This is a genomic window from Phreatobacter sp. (genome assembly GCF_052440005.1).
GTDB lineage: Bacteria > Pseudomonadota > Alphaproteobacteria > Rhizobiales > Phreatobacteraceae > Phreatobacter.
In genome coordinates, this window is sequence record NZ_JBQVQL010000014.1 from 22,082 (window position 1) to 42,969 (window position 20,888).

At 69.3% G+C, this 20,888-nt stretch carries 18 protein-coding genes; 5 read left to right on the forward strand and 13 right to left on the reverse strand.

Annotation, left to right across the window (positions count from 1 at the left end; genetic code table 11):
• Positions 1-281 precede the first annotated feature (281 nt).
• The 5 genes from ACT6XY_RS05595 to ACT6XY_RS05615 all read right to left on the reverse strand — a co-directional run bounded on the left by ACT6XY_RS05595 (position 282) and on the right by ACT6XY_RS05615 (position 4,467).
• The gene (locus ACT6XY_RS05595) at positions 282-1,046 is read right to left on the reverse strand and encodes an SDR family NAD(P)-dependent oxidoreductase (protein WP_444747346.1); all 765 of its coding nucleotides are present in this window, start codon (positions 1,044-1,046) and stop codon (positions 282-284) included.
• 239 nt (positions 1,047-1,285) lie between these two features.
• Positions 1,286-2,521 (reverse strand): acyl-CoA dehydrogenase family protein, encoded by a 1,236-nt coding sequence (locus tag ACT6XY_RS05600; RefSeq protein ID WP_444747347.1) that lies wholly within the window; start codon positions 2,519-2,521, stop codon positions 1,286-1,288.
• 29 nt (positions 2,522-2,550) lie between these two features.
• Positions 2,551-3,222 (reverse strand): TetR/AcrR family transcriptional regulator, encoded by a 672-nt coding sequence (locus tag ACT6XY_RS05605; protein WP_444747348.1) that lies wholly within the window; start codon positions 3,220-3,222, stop codon positions 2,551-2,553.
• A 106-nt stretch (positions 3,223-3,328) separates the two neighbouring features.
• The gene (locus ACT6XY_RS05610; RefSeq protein WP_444747349.1) at positions 3,329-4,057 is read right to left on the reverse strand and encodes an aspartate/glutamate racemase family protein; all 729 of its coding nucleotides are present in this window, start codon (positions 4,055-4,057) and stop codon (positions 3,329-3,331) included.
• Entirely contained in the window at positions 4,054-4,467 is a 414-nt protein-coding gene (locus ACT6XY_RS05615; RefSeq protein ID WP_444747350.1) for a DUF3830 family protein, read from the reverse strand. The genes ACT6XY_RS05610 and ACT6XY_RS05615 overlap by 4 nt, the downstream gene beginning before the upstream one ends.
• Before the next feature lie 151 nt (positions 4,468-4,618).
• Between ACT6XY_RS05615 and ACT6XY_RS05620 the strand changes: the two genes are divergently transcribed.
• Positions 4,619-5,635 carry a Gfo/Idh/MocA family protein gene (locus ACT6XY_RS05620; RefSeq protein ID WP_444747351.1) on the forward strand — a complete coding sequence of 339 codons (1,017 nt, stop codon included), beginning with the start codon at positions 4,619-4,621 and terminating at the stop codon, positions 5,633-5,635.
• Between the two features lie 264 nt (positions 5,636-5,899).
• Here ACT6XY_RS05620 and ACT6XY_RS05625 read toward each other — a convergent pair whose 3' ends face one another.
• The 8 genes from ACT6XY_RS05625 to ACT6XY_RS05660 all read right to left on the reverse strand — a co-directional run bounded on the left by ACT6XY_RS05625 (position 5,900) and on the right by ACT6XY_RS05660 (position 16,245).
• Positions 5,900-7,963 carry a 3-hydroxyacyl-CoA dehydrogenase NAD-binding domain-containing protein gene (locus ACT6XY_RS05625; protein WP_444747380.1) on the reverse strand — a complete coding sequence of 688 codons (2,064 nt, stop codon included), beginning with the start codon at positions 7,961-7,963 and terminating at the stop codon, positions 5,900-5,902.
• A gap of 45 nt (positions 7,964-8,008) precedes the next feature.
• Entirely contained in the window at positions 8,009-8,800 is a 792-nt protein-coding gene (locus ACT6XY_RS05630) for an SDR family NAD(P)-dependent oxidoreductase (RefSeq protein ID WP_444747352.1), read from the reverse strand.
• Between the two features lie 28 nt (positions 8,801-8,828).
• Positions 8,829-9,791 (reverse strand): alpha/beta fold hydrolase, encoded by a 963-nt coding sequence (locus ACT6XY_RS05635; protein ID WP_444747353.1) that lies wholly within the window; start codon positions 9,789-9,791, stop codon positions 8,829-8,831.
• Positions 9,792-9,896: 105 nt separating this feature from the next.
• Complete coding sequence (locus ACT6XY_RS05640; RefSeq protein WP_444747354.1) at positions 9,897-10,583, reverse strand: glutathione S-transferase family protein; 687 nt, start codon at positions 10,581-10,583, stop codon at positions 9,897-9,899.
• Between the two features lie 30 nt (positions 10,584-10,613).
• Positions 10,614-12,032, reverse strand: a complete 1,419-nt coding sequence (locus ACT6XY_RS05645) for a M20 family metallopeptidase (RefSeq protein WP_444747355.1) — start codon at positions 12,030-12,032, stop codon at positions 10,614-10,616.
• A 347-nt stretch (positions 12,033-12,379) separates the two neighbouring features.
• Entirely contained in the window at positions 12,380-13,177 is a 798-nt protein-coding gene (locus ACT6XY_RS05650; RefSeq protein ID WP_444747381.1) for a crotonase/enoyl-CoA hydratase family protein, read from the reverse strand.
• A gap of 83 nt (positions 13,178-13,260) precedes the next feature.
• Positions 13,261-14,913: a peroxidase family protein gene (locus ACT6XY_RS05655; protein ID WP_444747356.1), complete on the reverse strand. Its 1,653-nt coding sequence runs from the start codon at positions 14,911-14,913 to the stop codon at positions 13,261-13,263.
• Between the two features lie 84 nt (positions 14,914-14,997).
• Positions 14,998-16,245: a winged helix-turn-helix domain-containing protein gene (locus tag ACT6XY_RS05660; RefSeq protein ID WP_444747357.1), complete on the reverse strand. Its 1,248-nt coding sequence runs from the start codon at positions 16,243-16,245 to the stop codon at positions 14,998-15,000.
• A 215-nt stretch (positions 16,246-16,460) separates the two neighbouring features.
• On the opposite strand from ACT6XY_RS05660, the gene ACT6XY_RS05665 reads away from it, so the two are divergent.
• The 4 genes from ACT6XY_RS05665 to ACT6XY_RS05680 all read left to right on the forward strand — a co-directional run bounded on the left by ACT6XY_RS05665 (position 16,461) and on the right by ACT6XY_RS05680 (position 20,886).
• Positions 16,461-17,432 carry an aldo/keto reductase gene (locus ACT6XY_RS05665; protein WP_444747358.1) on the forward strand — a complete coding sequence of 324 codons (972 nt, stop codon included), beginning with the start codon at positions 16,461-16,463 and terminating at the stop codon, positions 17,430-17,432.
• 247 nt (positions 17,433-17,679) lie between these two features.
• On the forward strand, positions 17,680-18,141 hold the full coding sequence (locus ACT6XY_RS05670) for a hypothetical protein (protein WP_444747359.1): 462 nt from the start codon (positions 17,680-17,682) through the stop codon (positions 18,139-18,141).
• Between the two features lie 130 nt (positions 18,142-18,271).
• Positions 18,272-19,744 (forward strand): VWA domain-containing protein, encoded by a 1,473-nt coding sequence (locus tag ACT6XY_RS05675; RefSeq protein WP_444747360.1) that lies wholly within the window; start codon positions 18,272-18,274, stop codon positions 19,742-19,744.
• Positions 19,745-19,827: 83 nt separating this feature from the next.
• Positions 19,828-20,886, forward strand: coding sequence for a sensor histidine kinase (locus ACT6XY_RS05680; RefSeq protein ID WP_444747361.1), 1,059 nt, complete (start codon positions 19,828-19,830; stop codon positions 20,884-20,886).
• Positions 20,887-20,888 lie beyond the last annotated feature (2 nt).

Sequence of the window (20,888 nt, forward strand, 5' to 3'; positions counted from 1 at the left end):
CCTCACCCTACCCTCAGGAAGTGCGTCCTTCGAGGCTCGCTTCCGGACGATGCTGGCGCATCGCCGGGGGCTCGCACCTCAGGATGAGGAAGGTTGAGCCTCGCCCCCGGGAAAAAGATGCTTAAACGTTCGGCTTGGTCAGGCGCCGTGCAAGGCACCACCCACCCTCATCCTGAGGTGCGAGCCGCCGGCAAAACGCGAAGCGTCTTGCCGGGCGAGCCTCGAAGGACGCACTTCTGCCGAGCAGGGCGACCGGTCTCACCTCCCGAAGGCAATGAACCTTAGATCGTGACGCCGCCGTCCACCACCAGGCACTGGCCGGTCATGTAGGTCGAGGCCTTCGAGCCGAGATAGACGGCGGCGCCGGCGATCTCGTCGGGGTCGCCGATGCGGCGCAGCGGCGTCTCGCGCTCGCGCGCCTCGCGGGCTTCCTTGTCCTCCCACAGCGCCTTGGCAAAATCCGTCTTGATGAGGCCGGGGGCGATGCAGTTGACGCGGATGTTGTGGCGGCCGTGCTCGTGGGCGAGGTTGCGGGCGAGCTGCATGTCGGCGGCCTTGGAGATGCAGTAGGCGCCGATCACCTCCGAGCCGCGCAGGCCGCCGATGGAGGAGACGATGATGATGGAGCCCTCCTTCCGCGCGATCATCTCCGGCACCACCATGGAGATCAGCCAGTTGTTGGCGACGATGTTGTTGGTGAGGATCTTGCCGAAGGCATCGTCGGTGATCCCTGCCATCGGCCCGTAATAGGGGTTCGAGGCGGCGTTGCAGACCAGCACGTCGATGCGGCCGAGTTGGGCCCGCGTCTCGTCGACGAGGCGCTGGAGATCCTCCTTGGACGAGATGTTGGCGGGCACGACGATGGCGGTTCCCGCGCCGTGCTTCGCGTTGATGGCGCCCGCCACCTCCTCGCAGGGACCGGCCTTGCGGGACGAGATGACGACCTTGGCGCCGTGCTCGGCCATGCGCTCGGCAATGGCGCGGCCGATGCCGCGCGAGGACCCGGTGATGACGGCGACCTTGCCGCTCATGTCGAAGAGATTCATGGCGTTTCCTCCTTGGCGTTCCCTGCGGATGAAAAGGCCCCACCCTTATCCTCCCCCTGTTCGCTCCGCTTCAGGGAGAGGCGGACTACCGCGTTGCGACTGAAGAGCGCGCGTCGGGCCAGGCCCAACCCATCGGGGCCGCTGCGACGTCGAAGTCCCCCTCTCCTCGCGTCAGCGAGGGGAGGGTGCGGGTGGGGCATGGATCGAACGGGCCGCCGGTGGACCGGCGGCCCCTCACCTCAATGGTTGGCGTATTTGCCCATCTCCATCCGCGCGATGGAGCGGTTGTGCACCTCGTCCGGGCCGTCGGCCAGGCGCAGGGTGCGGATGTGGGCATAGGCCTTGGCGAGACCGAAGTCGGTGGTCACGCCGCCGCCGCCGTGGGCCTGGATGGCGTCGTCGATGACCTTCAGGGCGATGCGCGGCGCCGCCACCTTGATCATGGCGATCTCGAGCTTGGCGACCTTGTTGCCGACCTTGTCCATCATGTCCGCCGCCTTGAGGCAGAGGAGGCGCGTCATCTCGATGTCGATGCGGGCCTCGGCGATGCGCTGCTCCCACACGGACTGCTCGGAGACGCGCTTGCCGAAGGCGACGCGCGACTGGATGCGCTTGATCATCTTCTCCAGCGCCATCTCGGCGACGCCGATCGTGCGCATGCAGTGATGGATGCGGCCAGGCCCGAGACGGCCCTGGGCGATCTCGAAGCCGCGGCCCTCGCCGAGCAGCAGGTTGCCGGCGGGAACGCGCACGTTCTCCAGCAGCACCTCGGAATGGCCATGCGGCGCGTCGTCGAAGCCGAAGACCGGCAGGTGGCGCAGGATCTTCACGCCGGGCGTATCGAGCGGCACGAGGATCTGCGACTGCTGCATGTGCTTGGCCGCGCCGGTGTCGGTCTTGCCCATGACGATGGCGATCTTGCAGCGGGGGTCGCCGACGCCCGAGGACCACCACTTGCGGCCGTTGACGACGTAATGGTCGCCGTCGCGGCGGATGGAGGTCTCGATGTTGGTGGCGTCAGAGGAGGCCACCGCCGGCTCGGTCATCAGGAAGGCGGAGCGGATCTGGCCGGCCATCAGGGGACGCAGCCACTGTTCCTTCTGATCCTGCGTGCCGTAGCGATGGAGCACCTCCATGTTGCCGGTGTCGGGGGCCGAGCAGTTGAACACTTCCGAGCCGAAGCCGACGCGGCCCATCTGCTCGGAGCACATGGCGTATTCGAGGTTGGTCAGGCCGGCGCCGTGGAACTCGTCGTCGTCATGCTCGGCGGAGGGCGGGAGGAAGAGGTTCCAGAGCCCTTCGGCCTTCGCCTTGGCCTTGAGCTCCTCGAGCACCGGCACGACCTGCCAGCGATTGGAGCCGAAGCCCTCCATCTGGGCGTCGTAGGTGGGGATCGCCGGATAGACGTGGGCGTTCATGAAGGCGATCACGCGGTCGCGCCAGTAGCGCTGGCGTTCGGACATCGAGAAATCCATGGACTTCCTCCTTTGTGGATCGTTAGCGGTCAGGATCGGGGTTGGGCGAGGCTGCGCGAGACGAGCCCCATGAATTCGGCGCGGATGCGGGCAAGGTCGACGCCCTCGGGGTCGAGGACCCACTGGGCCATGATGCCGCGCAGGGCGGCCGAGAGGATGAGCGCCTGGGTGCGCGCGTCGATGTCGGGGCGGATCTCACCCGCCTCGATGGCGCTGGCGATGAGGCGGCCGAACTCGGTGGCCGAGTCGCGGTTGAAGGTCGCCACCGCCTCGGCGAGCGCCGGCTTGTGGGCCGCGCCCATCAGCACGGCGATGTAGGCGCGCATCTTCACCATGCCGACGGAGGTCCGTTCGAAGGAGGCGTCGATCGTCGCCATCAGGCGGGCAAGGCCCGCCGTGCCGCGCAGGCGCTCGCGGCGCTGCAGGTTGAATTCGTCGTGGATGGCCTCGGCCATGGCGGCGAGGAGTTCGTCCTTCGAGCGGAAGTAGTGGCCGGCGAGGCCGCGGCTGTAACCGGCGCGCTCGCCCGCCTCGGCGAGGGTGACGCCGTCGATGCCCTTCCCGGCCACCAGTTCGGCGGTGGCGGCGAGGACGCGGGATTCCGCCTCCGCCCGGCGCTCGGCCTGCGTGCGGCGACGCCGGATGGCGACGTCGGGCTCCGCCTCCGCCACCGGTCGCTTCTGCGCTCCCGCCGCACCCATACCGTGCTTCCGCCCCACATTTTATTTGCTTGCTTACAAACAAATAACATGTGGGACGGGCGGTCAAGGCGGAACGTGCCGCCTGGCCGGATGGGGGATGGCGGTGTCAGCCGAAGCGGCGCGGCCTCAGGCCCTGATGGAACCAGGCGATCATGGAATAGACGTCGTAGACGGGCAGCCCCACGGCCTCCGACAGGGCCGCGGCATAGGGCGGCATGTTGGTGCATTCCAGCACGATGGCGCCGACCTGGGGATGGCGGGCGACGAGGTCGCGGCCGGCGGCGACGATGTCGGCCTCGGCCAGGGCGACGTCGAGGTCCGGCCGCGCGCCCCGGACGATGACGGGATAGAATTCGCGACCGTTCTCCGTCCCGGCGAGCGGGGTGTCAGCTGGCGCACCGGCCGCTTCCAGATGGGCCTCCGTCAGCGCCGTCCGGCTGACCGTGACGACGCCGACACGCCGGCCCGGCGGCAGCGTCGCCTGCACGAAGGGCACCTGCATCAGCGAGGACGTGGCGACCGGCACATTCACCGCCTCGGCCAGTTCGCGCTGGAACAGCGAGAGGAAGCCGCAGGTGGTGGTGATGGCCTCGGCGCCGAGGTCGACGAGGTCGCGCGCCGCGGCGATGAAGTCGGGCAGAAGGCCGCGGGCCCCCTGCAGCACGACGCGCTCGGGATCGGCGCCGCGCACCACCCGGTACAATACCGGGAAGGGCCAGGTCGCGGCATTGCCCATGTCGCCGGGAATGCGGGGGAAGCGCGTGTCGAGCATCAGGATGCCGAGTGGCGCGCCGTGAATGGTGCGCCCGCCCGTCGCGATGCCCCTTGCGCTCACAGCGCGTCGAAGCGGATGGGGTGGGCGCCCTTCAGGAGGACGAGCCGGCCCAGCGGGTGGACGTTCTCCAGCCCCTCGACGATGGTCAGGAAGTGGTTGCCGGCGAGCTGGCCCGCCTTGGAGGCGAAGCATACCGGGCCGTAGGCCATGAGGATCTCGGTCTCCGAGACGCCGCCGGGATAGAGGATGATCTGGCCGGGCGCCGGATAGGAGGTGGCGTTCTCGTAGTCGACGCCGAAGTTCAGGTCGCCGAGAGGCATCCAGACGCCCTCGCCGCTCCAGCGCACGTGGATGATCTCCGAGATGAAGGGCAGTGCCTTCTCGAAAGCGGCGCAGGTCTTCGGCGCGGCCTCGGTCTCGAGCTTGGCGACGAAGGTGTAGGGGCCGGCGGTGATCTTGATCTTCTTCATGGGGAGGCTCCGAAAGGCGGGGCGATAAGTGCATGGCCGCCGCGGCATAGGCAAGCGGCAAAGCGGGCGGTTGTGCCGCGGGGCGGGATTGCCGCAGACTTCGCACCCAGCCGCGCGGCAGACGCGGCGCGGAAGCTTCAAGGGGGAAGGCATGGCGCGGATCCGCGTGGGGATCATCGGGCTCGGCAACGCGGTGGAGCCGCATGCGAAGAGCCTCATCGACCTGTCGAACAGGGTGGAGGTCGTGGTCGCGGCCTCACGCAGCGAGGAGCGGCTGAAGGCCTTCGCGCAGCGCTTCGCCTTTCCGATGACGACCGACGTCGAGGGGGTGCTCGCCAGCCGCGACATCGACGCGGTGTGGATCCTGACGCCGCCGAACTCGCATCTCGAGCTGGTCAAGCAGGCGGCGAAGGGGCGCAAGCACGTCCTGCTGGAAAAGCCGCTCGACATCACCCTCGACCGGGCCGAGGCCATCGTCGCGGGCATGAAGGGCTCGGGCCTCACCCTCGGCGTTACGCTGCAGCACCGGTTCCGGCCGGCATCGCTCAGGCTCAAGTCTCTGCTCGACGAGGGCGCGCTCGGCACGATCGGGGCGGCGAGCTGCACGGTCCCATGGTGGCGGCCGCAGGCCTATTACGACCAGCCGGGCCGCTGCACGATGGCCCGCGACGGCGGCGGCGTGCTCATCACCCAGGCGATCCACACGCTCGACCTGTTCCGCTCGCTTGTGGGCGACATGACCGTCAGCGCGGCGGTCGCCGCGACGACGCCCGTCCACCGCATGGAGACCGAGGATTTCGCCGCGGCGCTGGTGCGGCTCGAGGGTGGCGCGCCTGGCGTCATCCAGGCGACCACCGCCGCCTATCCGGGCGGCGAGGAGCGCATCGAGATCATGGGCACGCTCGGCACGGCCTGGCTCGCGGGGGGAACCCTGAAGGTCTCCTTCATCGACGGGCGCGAGGACGTGGTGGTGCGCCAGGAGGGCCCGACCGGCGGCGGCGCCAACGTGATGGACTTCCCCCACGACTGGCACCGGATGCTGATCACCGACTTCCTCGACGCGATCAAGGAGGGCCGGGACCCCGTCGTGTCGGGGGCCGAGGCGCTGAAGAGCCAGGAGCTGATCGCGGCGATTCTGGAGAAGGCCGGCTGGCGGGCGGCGGGGTGAGCGGGCGCGGCACGCCCTTGAGTGGGTCACGGCCCTTCGGATTTCGTGGATGCCCGGGCCAAGCCCGGGCATGACGGAGGTTCCCCCGCCAAGTCGGCAAGGACGCCGCCCTCATCGCGTCATGGCCGGGCTCGTCCCGGCCATCCACGACTTGAACACGACAATCGCCGGCTCAGGCGCGGCGTCCCCTCTCCCCACCGAGGAGAGGTGAAAGCGGCGCCCCTTCAGGAGCGGCGGTCGAGGCCGGAGCGTCAGCCCCTCCCCTCACTTCAGGTCCTTGAACCCCTTGCCCTCCGCCACGAGCTTTTCCAGCAGCGCCGAGGGCTTGAAGTCGGCGCCGTGGCGGCCCTCGAACTCCTTCATCACCTTGAGCACCTCGGCGAGGCCCACCGTGTCGCCGTAGAACATCGGGCCGCCGCGATAGACCGGCCAGCCGTAGCCGTTGATCCAGACGATATCGATGTCGGAGGCGCGGATTGCCTTACCCTCCTCGAGGATCTTCGCGCCCTCGTTGATCATCGGATAGATGCAGCGCTGCAGGATCTCCTCGTCGGAGATCTGCCGCCGGTTGATGCCCTTCTTCGCGGCGAGGTCGAGGATGATCTTCTCGGTCACGGGCGAGGCCTGGGCGACGCGGTTCTCGTCGTAGTCGTAGAAGCCGGCGCCGGTCTTCTGGCCGCGTCGATCCATCTCGCAGAGGATTTCGCGCGGCGTCTCGCCCTTCGAGGTCTCGCGCGACCAGCCGATGTCGAGGCCGGCGAGGTCGCTCATGGCGAAGGGGCCCATGGGCAGGCCGAAGGCGTAGAGCACGCGGTCGACGTCCCATGGCATGGCGCCTTCCAGGATCAGCTTGTTCGCCTCGCGCTGGCGCTGGGCCAGCATGCGGTTGCCGACGAAGCCGTGGCAGACGCCGACGAGCACGCCGACCTTGCCGATGGTCTTGGCGAGGCCCATGGCGGTGGCGATGACGCCCTTCGCCGTCTTCTCGCCGCGCACCACCTCCAGGAGGCGCATGACGTTGGCGGGGGAGAAGAAGTGCATGCCGATGACGTCCTCGGGCCGCTTGGTCATGGCGGCGATCTGGTCGACGTCGAGGTATGACGTGTTGGTGGCGAGGATGGCGCCCGGCTTGGCGATCGCGTCGAGCTTGCCGAAGACCTCCTTCTTGATCTCCATGTTCTCGAAGACCGCCTCGATGATGAGGTCGCAATCGGCCAGCGCCGAGAGGTCGAGGGTCGGCGTGAAGCGGCCCATGCGGGTCTCGACATCGGCCATGGACAGGCGGCCGCGCTTGGCGGTGTTCTCGTAGTTCTTGCGGATGACGGAGAGGCCGCGATCGAGGGCCTCCTGCTTCGTCTCGACGATGGTGACGGGGATGCCGACATTGACGAAGTTCATGGCGATGCCGCCACCCATGGTGCCGGCGCCGATGATGCCGACCTTGGTGATCTTGCGGGTGGGCGTGCCCTCCGGGACGTCGGGGATCTTGGCGGCCTGGCGCTCGGCGAAGAACACGTAGCGCTGGGCCAGCGACTGGGTGCCGACCATCAGGCGCATGATGGTGTCGCGCTCGAATTTCAGGCCCTCGTCGAAGGGCATGGAAACGGCGGCCTCGACGCACTGGATGCAGGCCTCGGGAGCCTCGAAGCCGCGGAAGCGGCGGGCGTTGGCCTTGCGGAAGGCGGCGAAGACGGCGGGGTCGGCGCCGAGCTTGTCGGCGCGGTCACGCACCTTCTTCAGCGGGGCCGCATCGGCAGTGAGTTTCCCGGCGAAGGCGATGGCGTCGGCCCTGAGCGAGCCCTCGCCCACCACGGCGTCGACGAGGCCGTGGCTCGCGGCCTCCTCCGCCTTCATCGGCTCGCCGAAGGCGATGACCTCGAGCGCCCGCTCGACGCCGACGAGGCGCGGCAGGCGCTGGGTGCCGCCGGCGCCGGGCACGAGACCGAGCTTCACCTCGGGCAGGCCGAGCTTCGCGGAGGGCACGGCGACGCGGTAGTGGCAGGAGAGCGCCAGCTCCAGCCCGCCGCCGAGCGCGGTGCCGTGGATGGCCGCGACCACCGGCTTCGGGCAGGCCTCCAGAATGGCGTTGACCTCGTTCAGCGGCACGCCCTTCGGCGGCTTGCCGAATTCGGTGATGTCGGCACCGGCGATGAAAGTGCGCCCCGCGCAGTGGATGACCACCGCCTTCACGGCCGGGTCGGCGCCCGCCTTCTGCACGGCCTCGGCAATGCCGGTGCGCACATTGGCCGAGAGCGCGTTGACGGGGAGCGAATTGACGGTGACGACGGCGACATGGCCCTCGGTGGCAAGGTCGACGACTTCGTTGATGGCGGTCACGGGCGAACTCCTGGCAAGGCGATGATTGGGGGGCGGTCAGCGCGGGCGCTGGCCGGCGAAAGGAAGCGTAGAGGACAGGCCGCCATCGACGGGGAAGGCCTGGCCGTTGACGTAGCTCGCCTCGTCGCTGGCGAGGAAACAGGCCATGGCGGCGATCTCCTCGGGCTGTCCCGGGCGGTTCATGGGGTTGAGCTGGCCGAGCTTGCCCTCGCTGCCACGCTTGCGGGCATGGTCGAAGATCGGGACGGTCATGCCGGTCTCGATGAGGCCGGGGCAGACCGCGTTGACGCGGACACCGGTGCCGTAGAAGGCGTTGGCCGCCGTCTGGACGAGGCTGACGACGCCGGCCTTGGACGCCGAATAGGGCGCGCCGCCGGCATTGGCCTTGAGGCCCGCCACCGAGGCGGTGCAGACGATGGCGCCGTGTCCCTGCGCGATCATCAGCGGGGCGACCTCCCGGATGGCGAGGAAGGGACCGATGAGGTTGACGCGCAGGATCTCCTGCCAGGTCTCGACGGTGAGGTCGAAGAAGGGCGTCAGCCCGCCGGAAATGCCGGCATTGGCATAGATGGCGTCGATGCCGCCGAACTCCGCCACGGCGCGGGCGACATAGGCCTTCACGTCGGCCTCGGATCCCGCGTCGGCGGCCATGGCGATGGCGCGCGCGCCGGTGGCGCGGATCTCCGCGGCCACGCCCTCCACCGCCTCCGCCGAGCGGTCAACGAGGAGCACCGAGGCTCCCTCCCTGGCGAAGAGGCGGGCGCTCGCCCGCCCGATGCCGCTCGCCGCACCCGTGACGATGGTGCGCTTGCCCTGCAGCCTGCCCATTGGGTCCTCCCGAGACCGTCTTCGCCCGTTAGCGGGCCTTGTCCTCAGCCTCCCAGGCCGACAGCACCGCGCGCATGGCGGTGACGAGGGCGAGCGGCTGGTCGATCAGCACGTGATGCTGGGCTTCCGGAATCTCGATGAAGAGCGAGCCCGCAGGCGCCTGCTGCCGGACGTAGGCCTTCACCTCGCCGGGGAAGAGCACGGACTGCGAACCCCAGGTGATGGCGAGGCGGCACTTCGCGGCGGCGAGGTCCTCCGAGGGGTCGCGGCGCGTCATGCGCGACCACATGAAGGGGTCGAAGCGCCACGTCCAGCCGCTCGACCCGTCGGCCTTCTTCACCTCGCGCAGCGAACGGCGGGCGATGGCGTCGACGATGTAGAGGTTGTCGGCGGTCTGTGCCGGCATCAGCCGGAAGCGCGCCAGCGCCTGTTCGAAGGTGTCGTAGACAAGGGTGTCGCGCGGCTCGCGCGAAGGCGGTCGGCCGAAGTCGCGCTTCGCCCGCATCTCCTTCGACAGGAAGGGCGAATCGATGGTCATCAGCCCGCCGATGCGCTCGCCGTGGGTGGCGGCGAAGGCCATGCCGGGAAAGCTGCCGAAGGAATGCGACACGACGACCGGCTTCACCGGCCCCTCGGCGAGGCCCGTCGCGTCAATGGTGGCGAGCATCTCGCCCATCAGGTCGTCCATCGTATAGGCGGGCCGCCAGTCCGACCCGCCCATGCCCGACCAGGACGGGGCGACGACGCGATGGGTTTCGGCGAAGAAGGGCGCGAGGTGGCTCCACCAGTCGGCATGGGCCGAGCCGCCGTGCAGCAGCATGAGGCCCGGTTTGCCGCGCTCGCCCCAGGCGAGCGTCTCGATGGTAACGCCAGCGCCCTGGTGGGTGAAGCGCTCCGGCTCCATCGCCACCGCCCGGTCGAACCAGGCGGGCGCCGGCGGCTTTGCCCCGGCGAAGGCGGCCAGTGGGGCGGGGATCGGCTCACTGGCCATGCGGAAGTCCCGATGAATGAAGGTCGCGGCCAGCATTCACCCCGCACCCGGCCCTCGCAATAGGCCGAACGGCAGGAGCGGGATGCGGCCGCGACCGAATGTTTGTCAGCCGGCCTTCTTGAGGTGACCGAACATGATGGCGCGGGCCTCCTCGTCCATCTGCGCCTTGAAGGTGAAGCGGTCCTTCAGGGCAACGGCACGGGCGGCGGCGGGACGCGCGGAGACGGCGTCGTGCAGCTTCTTGACGTTCGGATAGCGCGCCCAGGCATCGTCGCCGAGGACGAAGGGCACCATGCGGATCCAGCCCCACAGCGCCATGTCGACGATGGAATAGGCGCCGCCCACCATCCACTCGCGGCCGGCGAGATGGGCCTCGACCACCTTCAGGTGGCGGTCGGCCTCGTACTGGTAGCGCTCGTGGGCATAGGGAACCGGCTCGGGGGCGAAGTGCCGGAAATGCACCGCCTGGCCGAAATAGGGGCCGATGCCGGTGGCCACGAACATCAGCCAGGACAGGAGCTCGCCGCGGGCCTTGGCGTCGGAAGCGGCGGGCACGAACTGGCCGCTCTTCTCGGCGAGATAGAGCAGGATGGCGTTGGAATCGAAGACGACGGCGTCGCCGTCGACGATGGCCGGCACCTTGCCGTTGGGATTGATGGCGAGATAGTCCGGCGCGAACTGGGCGCCCGTGCGGGTGTCGACGGCGACGGGCTCATAGGGGAGCCCGCTCTCCTCGAGGAAGAGCGCGACCTTGGTCGGGTTGGGAGAGCCGTTGAAGTAGAAGCGGATCATCGGAAGACCTTTCGGGGGCGTGGTTGCGGCTCAGCCGGCGGACATGGTGAGGGGCGGCCCGATTTCGTCCGGGATCGGGCAGACATAGGGCGTCGCCTTGGTCCGCCGCGCAAGGTCGGCCTTGGCCGCGGCCATCAGATCGGGATTGGTAAGCACGGCCGCACCAGTGGCGGCCATGGCCTTCGCCACCTGCACCATGGCCTTGTGGGCAGCGGGCATCTTGCCCTGGGCTACCACCTGCCAGGTGTGGAAGGGCGTGCCGACGGCGACGGTGGGCGCATGGGCCTGGACAGTGGGGACCACCCAGCTGACGTCGCCGACGTCGGTGGAGCCGATGAGCGGGTTGCGCTTGGCGTCCAGAGGCACGGTGAAGTCGGCGAGCGGCCTGTCCTCCGGCTCGAGGCCGATGGTGCGGTAGACGCTGGCGATGTCCTGGGGCGTGAGGGTCGCCTGGATGCGCTGGGCGAAGGCCTTGTCGTCCTCGTCGAAATGCGGCGGGCCGAGGTCCTCCATGACGCCCTGGAGCGCCTGCTCCAGCGGCGTGTTGCCGACGATGTTGGAGACGGCGGAGATGATCTTCACCTCCATCTTCGTCTCGGTCATCAGGGCGGCGCCCTGGGCGATCTTCTTCACCCGCTCGACGAGTTCGAGCATGCCGGGAAGGTCGCGGGCGCGGATCGAGTAGCGCACGCGCGCATGCGCCTGCACGACGTTCGGCGCGATCCCGCCCGTGTCGAGGAGCGCGTAGTGCACGCGCGCGTCCGAGGGCATGTGCTCGCGCATGTAGTTGACGCCGACGTTCATCAGCTCGACCGCGTCGAGGGCGGAGCGGCCGAGATGGGGCGAGGCGGCGGCGTGCGAGGCCTTGCCCGTGAAGATGAAGTCGGCCCGGGTGTTGGCGAGGGAGAGCGGCGGGGCGACCTCCCACCAGCTCGAGGGATGCCAGGTGATGGCGACGTCCGCGTCGGAGAAGGCGCCGGCGCGCACCATGAAGGCCTTGGCCGCGCCACCCTCCTCGGCCGGGCAGCCATAGTAGCGCACACGGCCGGGGATGCCGTTCTCGGCCAGCCAGTTCTTCATGGCGGTGGCAGCCAGCAGCGCCGCCGACCCCAGGAGGTTGTGGCCGCAGCCGTGGCCGTGGCCGCCGGCCTCGACCGGGCGATGCTCGGCGACGCCCGCCTCCTGGCTGAGGCCGGGCAGCGCATCATACTCGCCGAGGAAGCAGATGACGGGGCCGCCCTCGCCCGCCTCGCCCATGACGGCGGTCGGGATGCCGGCGACGGCCTCGGTGACGCGGAAGCCCTCCGCCTTCAGCTGGGCGGTGTGCTCGGCGCAGGAGCGCGCCTCGGTGTAGCAGACCTCGGGCATGCCCCAGACCCGGTCGGAGAGTTCGATGAGGCGGCCTGATGCCGCGTCCACCTGCCGCCACAGGTCGCTTCGGTTGTCCATGATGCCCTCGAGGGTCGAATGAGAAGCGCGCATAACACTGCCGCACCGCGGCGAAGTCCAGCGCGCCTGTGCATGGCGGGTGCGTGGCGGGCGCGAACGGAGCGGGCGGTTGTTGCGTTTGATGTCAGGGCCGACGGAACTTGTTCGCGTCATGCCCGGCCTCGTGCCGGGCATCCACGAATTCCCTTCAGACGGCGATGGTCAAGTCGTGGATGCCCGGGACGAGCCCGGGCATGACGGAAAGGCGGCGGCAGGCCCCCGGACCCCCTTCCCTCGCGCTGCGGGCTCGCCGGGGGTGACGTGGAGAGCTTTCGGTCAGCCGTGCGGAGGCGGCGCGACGGTGAGGCTCAGTCCGCGAAACGCGGCGGCCGCTTCTCCATGTTGGCGGCGATGGCCTCCACCTGGTTGGGCGAACCGAGGATCGCCTGCTGCTCCACCGATTCCATCATCAGGCCCTCGGCCGGACCCACCACCGTCGCGGCGTTGAGCAGGCGCTTGGCGGCGCGGATGGCGGCGGGATTCTTCGCCGCGATGTCACGTGCCGCAGCCAGCGCCGCGCCCCGCGGGTCGGCCTCGATGCGGGTCACGAGGCCGAGGGCGAGCCCCTCCTCGCCGGTCACCAAACGGCCGGTATAGGTGAGGTCGCGCACCACGTCGTCGCGGCACAGGTGGCGCAGGAGCTGCGTGCCGGCGACGTCCGGCACCAGGCCCCACTTGATCTCCATGACCGAGAGCTTCGCATCCGCCGTCGCGAAGCGCAGGTCGGCTCCCAGCGCCACCTGCAGGCCGCCGCCATAGGCGACGCCGTGGACGGCGCAGATGACGGGAACGGGGAGCTCCCGCCAGCACCAGGCGGCATATTGCGGCCGGTTGGCGATGCCGTGGGTGCGGGAGACGAGGTCGGAGAGGCTGCCGTCGCCGCCCGCCTGCATGGCGGCGAAGGAGCCGAAGTCGAGGCCGGCGCAGAAGGCGCGACCCTCGCCGGAGAGCACCGCGGCCCGCACCCCCTTGGTGTCGCGGACCAGGGCCGCCACCTCGATCAGTGCGTCGAACATGGCACGGTCGAGCGCGTTCATCTTGTCGGGGCGGTCGAGACGGATATCGGCGACGCCACCCTCGATGGTGACGGCGATGCGGTCGCGGATGCGGCTGGTGGTCATGGCGGAGCTCCTCGGTCCCGCATTGTCCGTGCCGGGCCGAGGGTCGCAAAGCCCGCCGTTCGGGCAGGTCAGGCCGCGGGCAGCAGGGCGTCCCCCAGCATGTCCACGTCGCCGACGAAGGCGAGAAGATGCGGGATGCTGACAATGGGCTCGCCGCCCGGCATCGTCACGGCGGATGCCGCGGGGTTGAAGACCTTGAGGTCGTCGGGCTGCGCGGCGCTGGCCGTGAAGATCGAGACCATGGAGGCGCGGATCAGGGCGAGGAAGGTCTCGACCACGATGCGCGATCCCACCGGCCCCAGCCGCTCGCCGCCGGCGTTCTCCGCCTCCTTCAGGATGTAGAACCACAGCGGCGTCTTCTGGTGAAACTCGAAGCGGACGAGGACCTCCTGCGCCTCCGCCGGCAGGCCCTTCAGCATGTCGGCGGGAGACATCGGTGCCGCCGCGGGGTCCCCCGCCCGGACGATCGCCGCGGCGATGTCCTGTCCGGAGGGCAGGCCGAGACGCGACCCCCTGACGAGGTTGCGGGAGGCAAGGTTGCCCCCGTTGAACGGCAGCTGCCCGAGGACCGGCGCGAGATGGGTGTCGAGCCTGCGGGCGAGGTTCAGCGGCACCTGTCCCGCAGCGGTTCCGCGGGTGAACGGGGGAAACCCTGCAACCGTCTCCAGTTCGAACATCTGGCGCCAGTCGGCCAGCCAGTTCGATGGAAAGGTGGGGAGCCCGTCGCTCCGGCCGATCTGGCCCGACAGGTTGGTAAAGCGGAAGAACTGCTCGAACGACGTTCCCGGCTTGAAGAACATGTTCCAGGCATAGGTTTCCCGCACCAGGGAGTGGCCCAGACGGTAGGCAGCGCCCGAGAATTCGAGCGGCATGGGCGGGATCTGGGCGACGGAAATCCGGAAGACCAGCGGGTTGACCCTCACGGTGTCGGCGCCCGAGAGATCGCCGGTACCCATCACGGCCGCGAAGGTCTGGGGGTCGACAATCCGGCGGACGAAATCGTTCAGCACCAGCCACTGGTAGTGCAGCGTCGTCAGTGTCCTCGCCTTGTCGAAGAGGTCGCCGGCGGCGAGGCCCTGGTCTGCCGCTTCGAGGGCATCGACCACCTTGTTGTGGAACTTCAGCATGGCGAGATGGAACTGCTGGACGATCAGGTTCTCGTCGTTGCGGGGGTCGCCGATCAGCGCCCTGCCCCGGTCGGCGGGCAGGTTGCTGCGGGGCACGTCGCCGCGATCGAAGACCCGGTCGGACGGCGGCCCCGTGAAGGGCGAGTCACCCGGCGTCGCCGTGGTCGGCCCGAAGCGGAAGCGGATGCCGTCCTCCTGCATCAGGATGGGGTCGGCGCCCTTCGGCCTGCCGTAGAGACTGTCGAGGTCGAGGCTCGGAGACCGGGCCTGTTTCATGTTGTCGGGGACCTCGCCGACCTCCGGCGCGACGTCGGGGTCCGCCGCCGTGTCGTCCTTGGTCATGTCGTGGTCGATGAACTGGCCGAAATAGGTGTAGCCCGCCGGCAGAGCCGAGATGTTGCCGCCCGGGGGCGTGAAGGGCCTGGTCATCTCCGCGCCGAGGGCCTTGAGGGAGGTGTCGGTCGGGCGGAACGGCGGAAGGCCGTGGAAGATCCGACCGAAGCGGAAGCCCGGGTCGGATGACGAGCGTGCGGTATCGTCGACGACCTCGCGTTCGCCCACGACTTCGATCGTGCCCTTCTGTCCGTGATGCATGTGCGCGCTCCTCCTGCTGGCAATGCAACCAGGAGTAGTCGCTAACTGTTCTATCTAAAATCTAGGGTTGTTACTGATACACGGCTACAACCTGAGAGATATGGACGCGAGAGCGGCCGCCAGTGGGGCCGCGAGGTCGCCCCGTGGCGCGACGGCGACGCCTTCGAGGCCCAGCCAGCGCGCCATGAGCCTCAGCTCGGCGAGGAGCGGTTCGACGACCAGGGCGGCGTTGGCCCCCTCTTCGAGATGCGCGGCGAGGACCAGGAGGTGGCTGCGGGCGCGGTCGGCCTTGAGGTCGACGCGGGCGGCGAGCGTGTCGCCGAGCAGAAAGGGCAGGACGTAGTAGCCGTGGGAGCGCTTGTCGGCCGGCGTGTAGATCTCGAGGCGGATCCGGGCGCCGAAAAGCGCCTCGGTGCGCTCGCGCTGCCAGACCAGGGGATCGAAGGGCGCGAGCAGGGCGCGGGCCTCGACCCGGCGCGGAAAGCGCGCGTCTTTCGCAAGGTATGCGGTGTTGCGGAAGCCCGCCACCGTGACAGGGATCAAATCACCGCTCTCGACGAGCTCGGCCACCGCCTGCCGGGCGCCGGCGACACCGAGGCGGTAATAGTCGCGCAGGCAGCGCTCGGTGGCGATGCCGAGGGCGAGGGATGAGAGGCGGACGAGTTCGCGCAGCGCCTCCGGCTCGGGCGGGGTGGGCGTCTCGACCACGGGGCGCGGCAGGACGCGCTCCGTCAGGTCGTAGACCCGCTCGAAGGCGCCGCGGCGGGTGGCTGTGGTGACGATGCCGGCCCAGAACAGCCATTCGACCGCCCGCTTGCCCTCGGACCAGCCCCACCAGCCGCCCTCGCCCCGGTGGTCGTGGGAGAGCTCGCCGGCGGCCTTCGGACCGTCGGTCTCGATCTCGCGGCGCACGGCCTCGATCAGGTCGGCGCGCTCGCGGCCGAACTGGGCGAGGCCCGTATAGATGCCCTCGCCGCGGCGGGCCCGCTCCATCCGCCAGCGGAAGAGAGGCTGCAGCGCCACCGGCAGGTAGGATGCCTCGTGGCCCCAATATTCGAAGAGGGCGCGGCGGCGGCCGCCGTAGGCGAGCGCGTCGAGGTCGGCGGTGTCGTAGGGCCCGAGGCGGGAGAAGCCCGGCAGGGTGTGGGCGCGGGCGACGACATTGACGGAATCGATCTGGATGACACCGAGGCTCTCGGCCATGCGTTTCAGCCGGCGGCGCTCGCCGGCATGGCTCTCGCGGCGCGACAGGCCGTCGAGGTCGAAGCCTTGGGCGGCCACCGCGATGCGGCGGGCCTGCCGGAGGGAGAGCTTTTCAGGGCGAGGAGGCATGGATCACCGTGGGGCCGGCCCGGCATAGACCGGGGATAGGATGCGGGCCACCCGAAAGCTGGCAGCATGGCGGGCTTCCCGCAAAGCCCGATGATCCCTCGCCCGGCGCCTCGCGGGTCTGCCATGCTGACAGAATGGGGCGTGCCGCCTGTCCCCGACCGGCGGGCCGGGTTTACTCTCGCCGCCCGTCATCGAACGCCGCCGAGGAAACCGCCATGACCCAGAGCCCGCCGCGCACCCGCCGCCCCCTCGGCCGCACCGGCCTCGCCATCGCCCCGCTGGTGTTCGGCGGCAACGTCTTCGGCTGGACGGCGGATGAGAAGACGTCCTTCGCCCTGCTGGACCGCTTCGTCGACGCCGGCTTCGACGCCGTCGACACCGCCGACGTCTATTCCGCCTGGGCGCCCGGCCACGTCGGCGGCGAGAGCGAGACGATCATCGGCAAGTGGATGAAGGCGCACGGCACGCGGGACCGGATCACCCTCATCACCAAGGTCGGCTCGCCCATGGGCGAGGGCAAGAAGGGCCTTTCGGCGCGCTACATCCCAGAGGCGGTGGAAGCATCGCTCAGGCGTCTGCAGACCGACGTCATCGACCTCTACCTGTCGCACTGGCCGGACCCGGAGACGCCCTACGAGGAGACGCTGGATGCCTATGCGAAGCTGGTGAAGGCGGGGAAGGTCCGCGCCATCGGCTGCTCGAACCTCGACGCCGACCAGCTGAAGGCCTCCCTCGCGGCGGCGAAGGACCACGGCCTGGCGCGCTACGAGGTGCTGCAGCCCGAGTACAACCTGCACGACCGGGCGAAGTTCGAGGGCCCGCTGGCGGATCTGTGCACGGCGGAGGGGATCGGCGTCATCACCTACTTCTCGCTGGCCAAGGGCTTCCTGTCCGGCAAGTACCGGTCGGAGGCGGACCTCGGCAAGAGCCCGCGGGGCGAGCGCGGCGTGAAGCCCTACCTCACGGAGCGCGGGTTCCTCATCCTGAAGGCGCTCGACGAGGTGGCCGAGGCCCATGGCGCGAAACAGGCGGAAGTCGCCCTCGCCTGGCTCATGCACAAGCCCGCGGTCACTGCGCCGATCGCCAGCGCCACGACGGCCGAGCAGATGGAGAGCCTCATCGCCTCGGCGTCCCTCTCCCTCGGCGCCGAAGACATGGCGAAGCTCGACGCGGCAGGAGCGGAGTGACTTCGCGGCGGGCGTGATGGAGGTATTGGCAGCCGCATGTGAGTGACGGGAGGCCGACGCGCCGTCGCCACCTGTCCTGTCTCTTGTCTTCCCGCGTTTCCCAGTGCAGAAACGTCGTGCAACACTTCGTCGCACCCTCCCCGGGCGGCGAAGTGTCTCGATCGACTGGTGGTGCCCTCTCTCTTCCACGTCTCCATTGCCGGCAGATCGATGCGGTCCGCCGTAACATCCATTTCACGATTGTGATATGCCGCAGCGTCGCCTCCCCATCGGACTGGTCGTCCTGGTCGCCGCCCTGGCGGCGGGGCCGTCGCGGGCGGAGTGGCGGGTGCGCGAGCTGCAGGAGACGAGCGGGTCGGGGCCTTCGATCGAGATGTCCTACCGCAGCTCCGGCGAGCGGCTGACGCTGCTCTGCAGCGCCGGCGCTGCCTTCGTCTCCTTCTCGCCGGGCTACCGGCTGCCGGAGGTCCCCGACGGCCAGTTCGAGGGCTCCTACAGCGTCGACAACGGGCCGCCGAAGCCGATCCGCTGGCGCGTCACGCGCAATTCCGCCTTCGTCACGGCGCGGTTCGCGACGCTGTTCCTCGCCGACATCGCAGGGGCGGCACAGGTGTTCATCAAGTTCCCGGCGGTGGAACAGACCTATGACGTGACCCCGATCTCCCGCCACGCCCGGCGGCTGAAGTCGATCTGCCTGCTCGACGAGTAGACGGGGCGCCGCGGCGCCGAGGATTCGTTTACCAACGCCGGAGATCGGCCTGTTTCACTGTATCCTTTAGGGGAATTTTCAAGCGCGGCCTGTAGCGATGGGGGACGTTCCCCTACTGTCGTGAGGCCTCATGACCGCCCAGAGACTGATCCAGAGCCTCGCCGCCCTTTTCGGCCGCGCCGGCCGGGACACCTCGGGCGTCGTCGCCGTGCTCTTCGCCATCTGCGCCGTTCCGGTTTTCCTCGTCATTGGCGCCGGGATCGACTTCTCGCGGCTTTCGGCGGCGCGCACTGCGGCGCAGGCGGCAGCCGATGCGGCGGCGCTCGCCGCGGCCTCCTCGCGGCTGGAGACGGAGGCCAGCATGCGGCAGGTGGCCAACAGCAACGCCACCGCCAACCTGCGCGGGACGAACGCGGACGGCTCGCGTATCACCGAATTCGCCTACCGGGCCGACCAGCGCGAGGTGACGCTAAAGGTCAGCGGCACCATCGACACGACCTTCATGGCGCTGGCGGGCATCTCGCGCCTCGACTACCAGGCCGAGGCGAAGGCCATCCGCGGCCTCAACGGCACGACGGAGCTCGTGCTCGTGCTCGACAACACCTGGTCGATGTCCGGCGACAAGCTGGTGGCCCTGAAGCAGTCGGCGGAAGAGCTCGTCACGACGCTGAAGTCGGACCCCAACGCCGACGTGAAGATCGGCGTCGTGCCCTATGCCGACTACGTCAACGTCGGCACCGCCAACCGCAATGCCAGCTGGCTGAACGTGCCGGCGGACTACGACACGACGAGCCAGCGCACCTGCACCACCCGGACGACGCGCTCGGTCTGCACGAGGGGTGCGGCGAGGACCTGTACCCGCGTCGTCGACGGCCGCTCCGAGAGCTACGACTGCACGCCCTCGACCTGCCGGGACGAGACGGTGCCCCCTTACGAATCCTGCTCGGGCGGCGGCACGACCCGCTACCGCTGGTACGGCTGCGTCGGCTCGCGGACGACCGGAACGCTGCGCCTCAACGACACCCAGCCGACGGTCCGCTATCCCGGCTATCTCGCGACCAGCCAGAACTGCCTCAACCCCATCGTTCCGCTGACCTCCAACCAGTCGACGGTGACCACGGCGATCCGCGGCATGGTGGTGAACGTCGGCAACTACCGGCCCTCCACCTACATCCCCTCCGGCCTGATCTGGGGGCTCAACGTGCTGTCGCCCGGCGCTCCCTTCACCGAAGCCGCCGCCTACGACGCGGCCAACCGCCGCCCGCGCAAGGTCATGGTGCTGATGACGGACGGCGCCAACACGCTGCGCTTCAACGCCGCCGACGGGCGCCATCTCGCTCCCAACGGCAACGCCGCCAACCAGGCCGCCCAGATCGCCCAGACCTACACGGACATGAACGCGATCTGCACCTACGCCAAGCAGCAGAACATCGAGATCTTCACGGTGGCCTTCGACATCGGCAACGATGCGACCGCGTCGGCGGCGATGCGCAATTGCGCGACCTCCCCGGCCCATGCCTTCGACGCCCGCGACCGGCAGTCGCTTTCCGACGTGTTCAAGAACATCGCCCTGTCGCTGCAGAACGTCCGCATCACCCGCTGAGCCACCCCGCCTTTTCTCCACCCCCCGGGGAACCCGGCGCACTCTCGCGCGTTGGAGTGCTGCTGCGAGGCGGGGGAGCCCTATTGAGTCGATTGCAATTCCTCGACGGCGGCGGCGCGATGGGTGCCGCCATCCGCGATTTCGATTGGTCCACGACGCCCCTCGGCGCCATCGAGGGGTGGCCGGCCGCGCTGCGAATCGCGGTGGGCATGATGGTGAGCTCCCGTTTCCCGAAGTGCATCATCTGGGGCCCGGACCAGATCACCCTGCACAACGACGCCTTCGGCGAAATCCTCGGCGACAAGCCCGCTCCGCTCGGCCGTCCCCTCAAGGACGTGTGGAGCGAGGTCTGGCATGAGATCGAACCGCTGGTGGAGCTCGCCTATTCCGGCGAACCGGTCTTCATCGAGGATTTCGGACTGTCCATCGACCGCAGCGGGAGACGGGAGGACGCCTGGTTCACCTTCTGTTACAGCCCCATCCGCGACGAGCAGGGCCAGGTCTGCGGCATCATGGACACGGTGATCGAGACGACCGGGAAGGTGCTGGCGGTGCGGAACGGCCAGCTCATCAACGCGGAGCTGTCCCACCGCATCAAGAACACCCTGGCGATGATCTCGGCGGTGGCCAACCAGACCTTCCGCAACGCCGACACGCTCGACTCCGCCCGCGAGCGCTTCACCGATCGGATTGCGGCGCTCGGCGAGGCCCATTCGATCCTGATCCAGCAGGAATGGACGGCAGCGCCCATCCGCACGGTCATCGAGGGAGCGCTGGCGCCGCACCGGCCGGGGACGGGTCGCTTCGCCCTGTCGGGCCCGCCGGTGCTGCTCTCCTCGCGCCAGGCACTCTCCCTGGCCCTGGCCGTCAACGAACTCGCCACCAACGCGGTGAAGCACGGCGCGCTTCGCAACGAGGCCGGCACCGTCTCGCTGACCTGGGAAGCTCAGGACGAGGACTTCCGGCTCGTCTGGCGCGAGAACGGCGGCGGCACCTGCCCCGGGCCGCGGCACAAGGGCTTCGGCTCGCAGCTCATGGAGCGGATCCTGCCGGCGGATTTTTCCGGCCGGGCGGAGATGACCTTCGCGCCGGAGGGCCTGCGCTACGAACTGACCGGGCGGCTGGCGAAGCCCGAGGTGTGAGC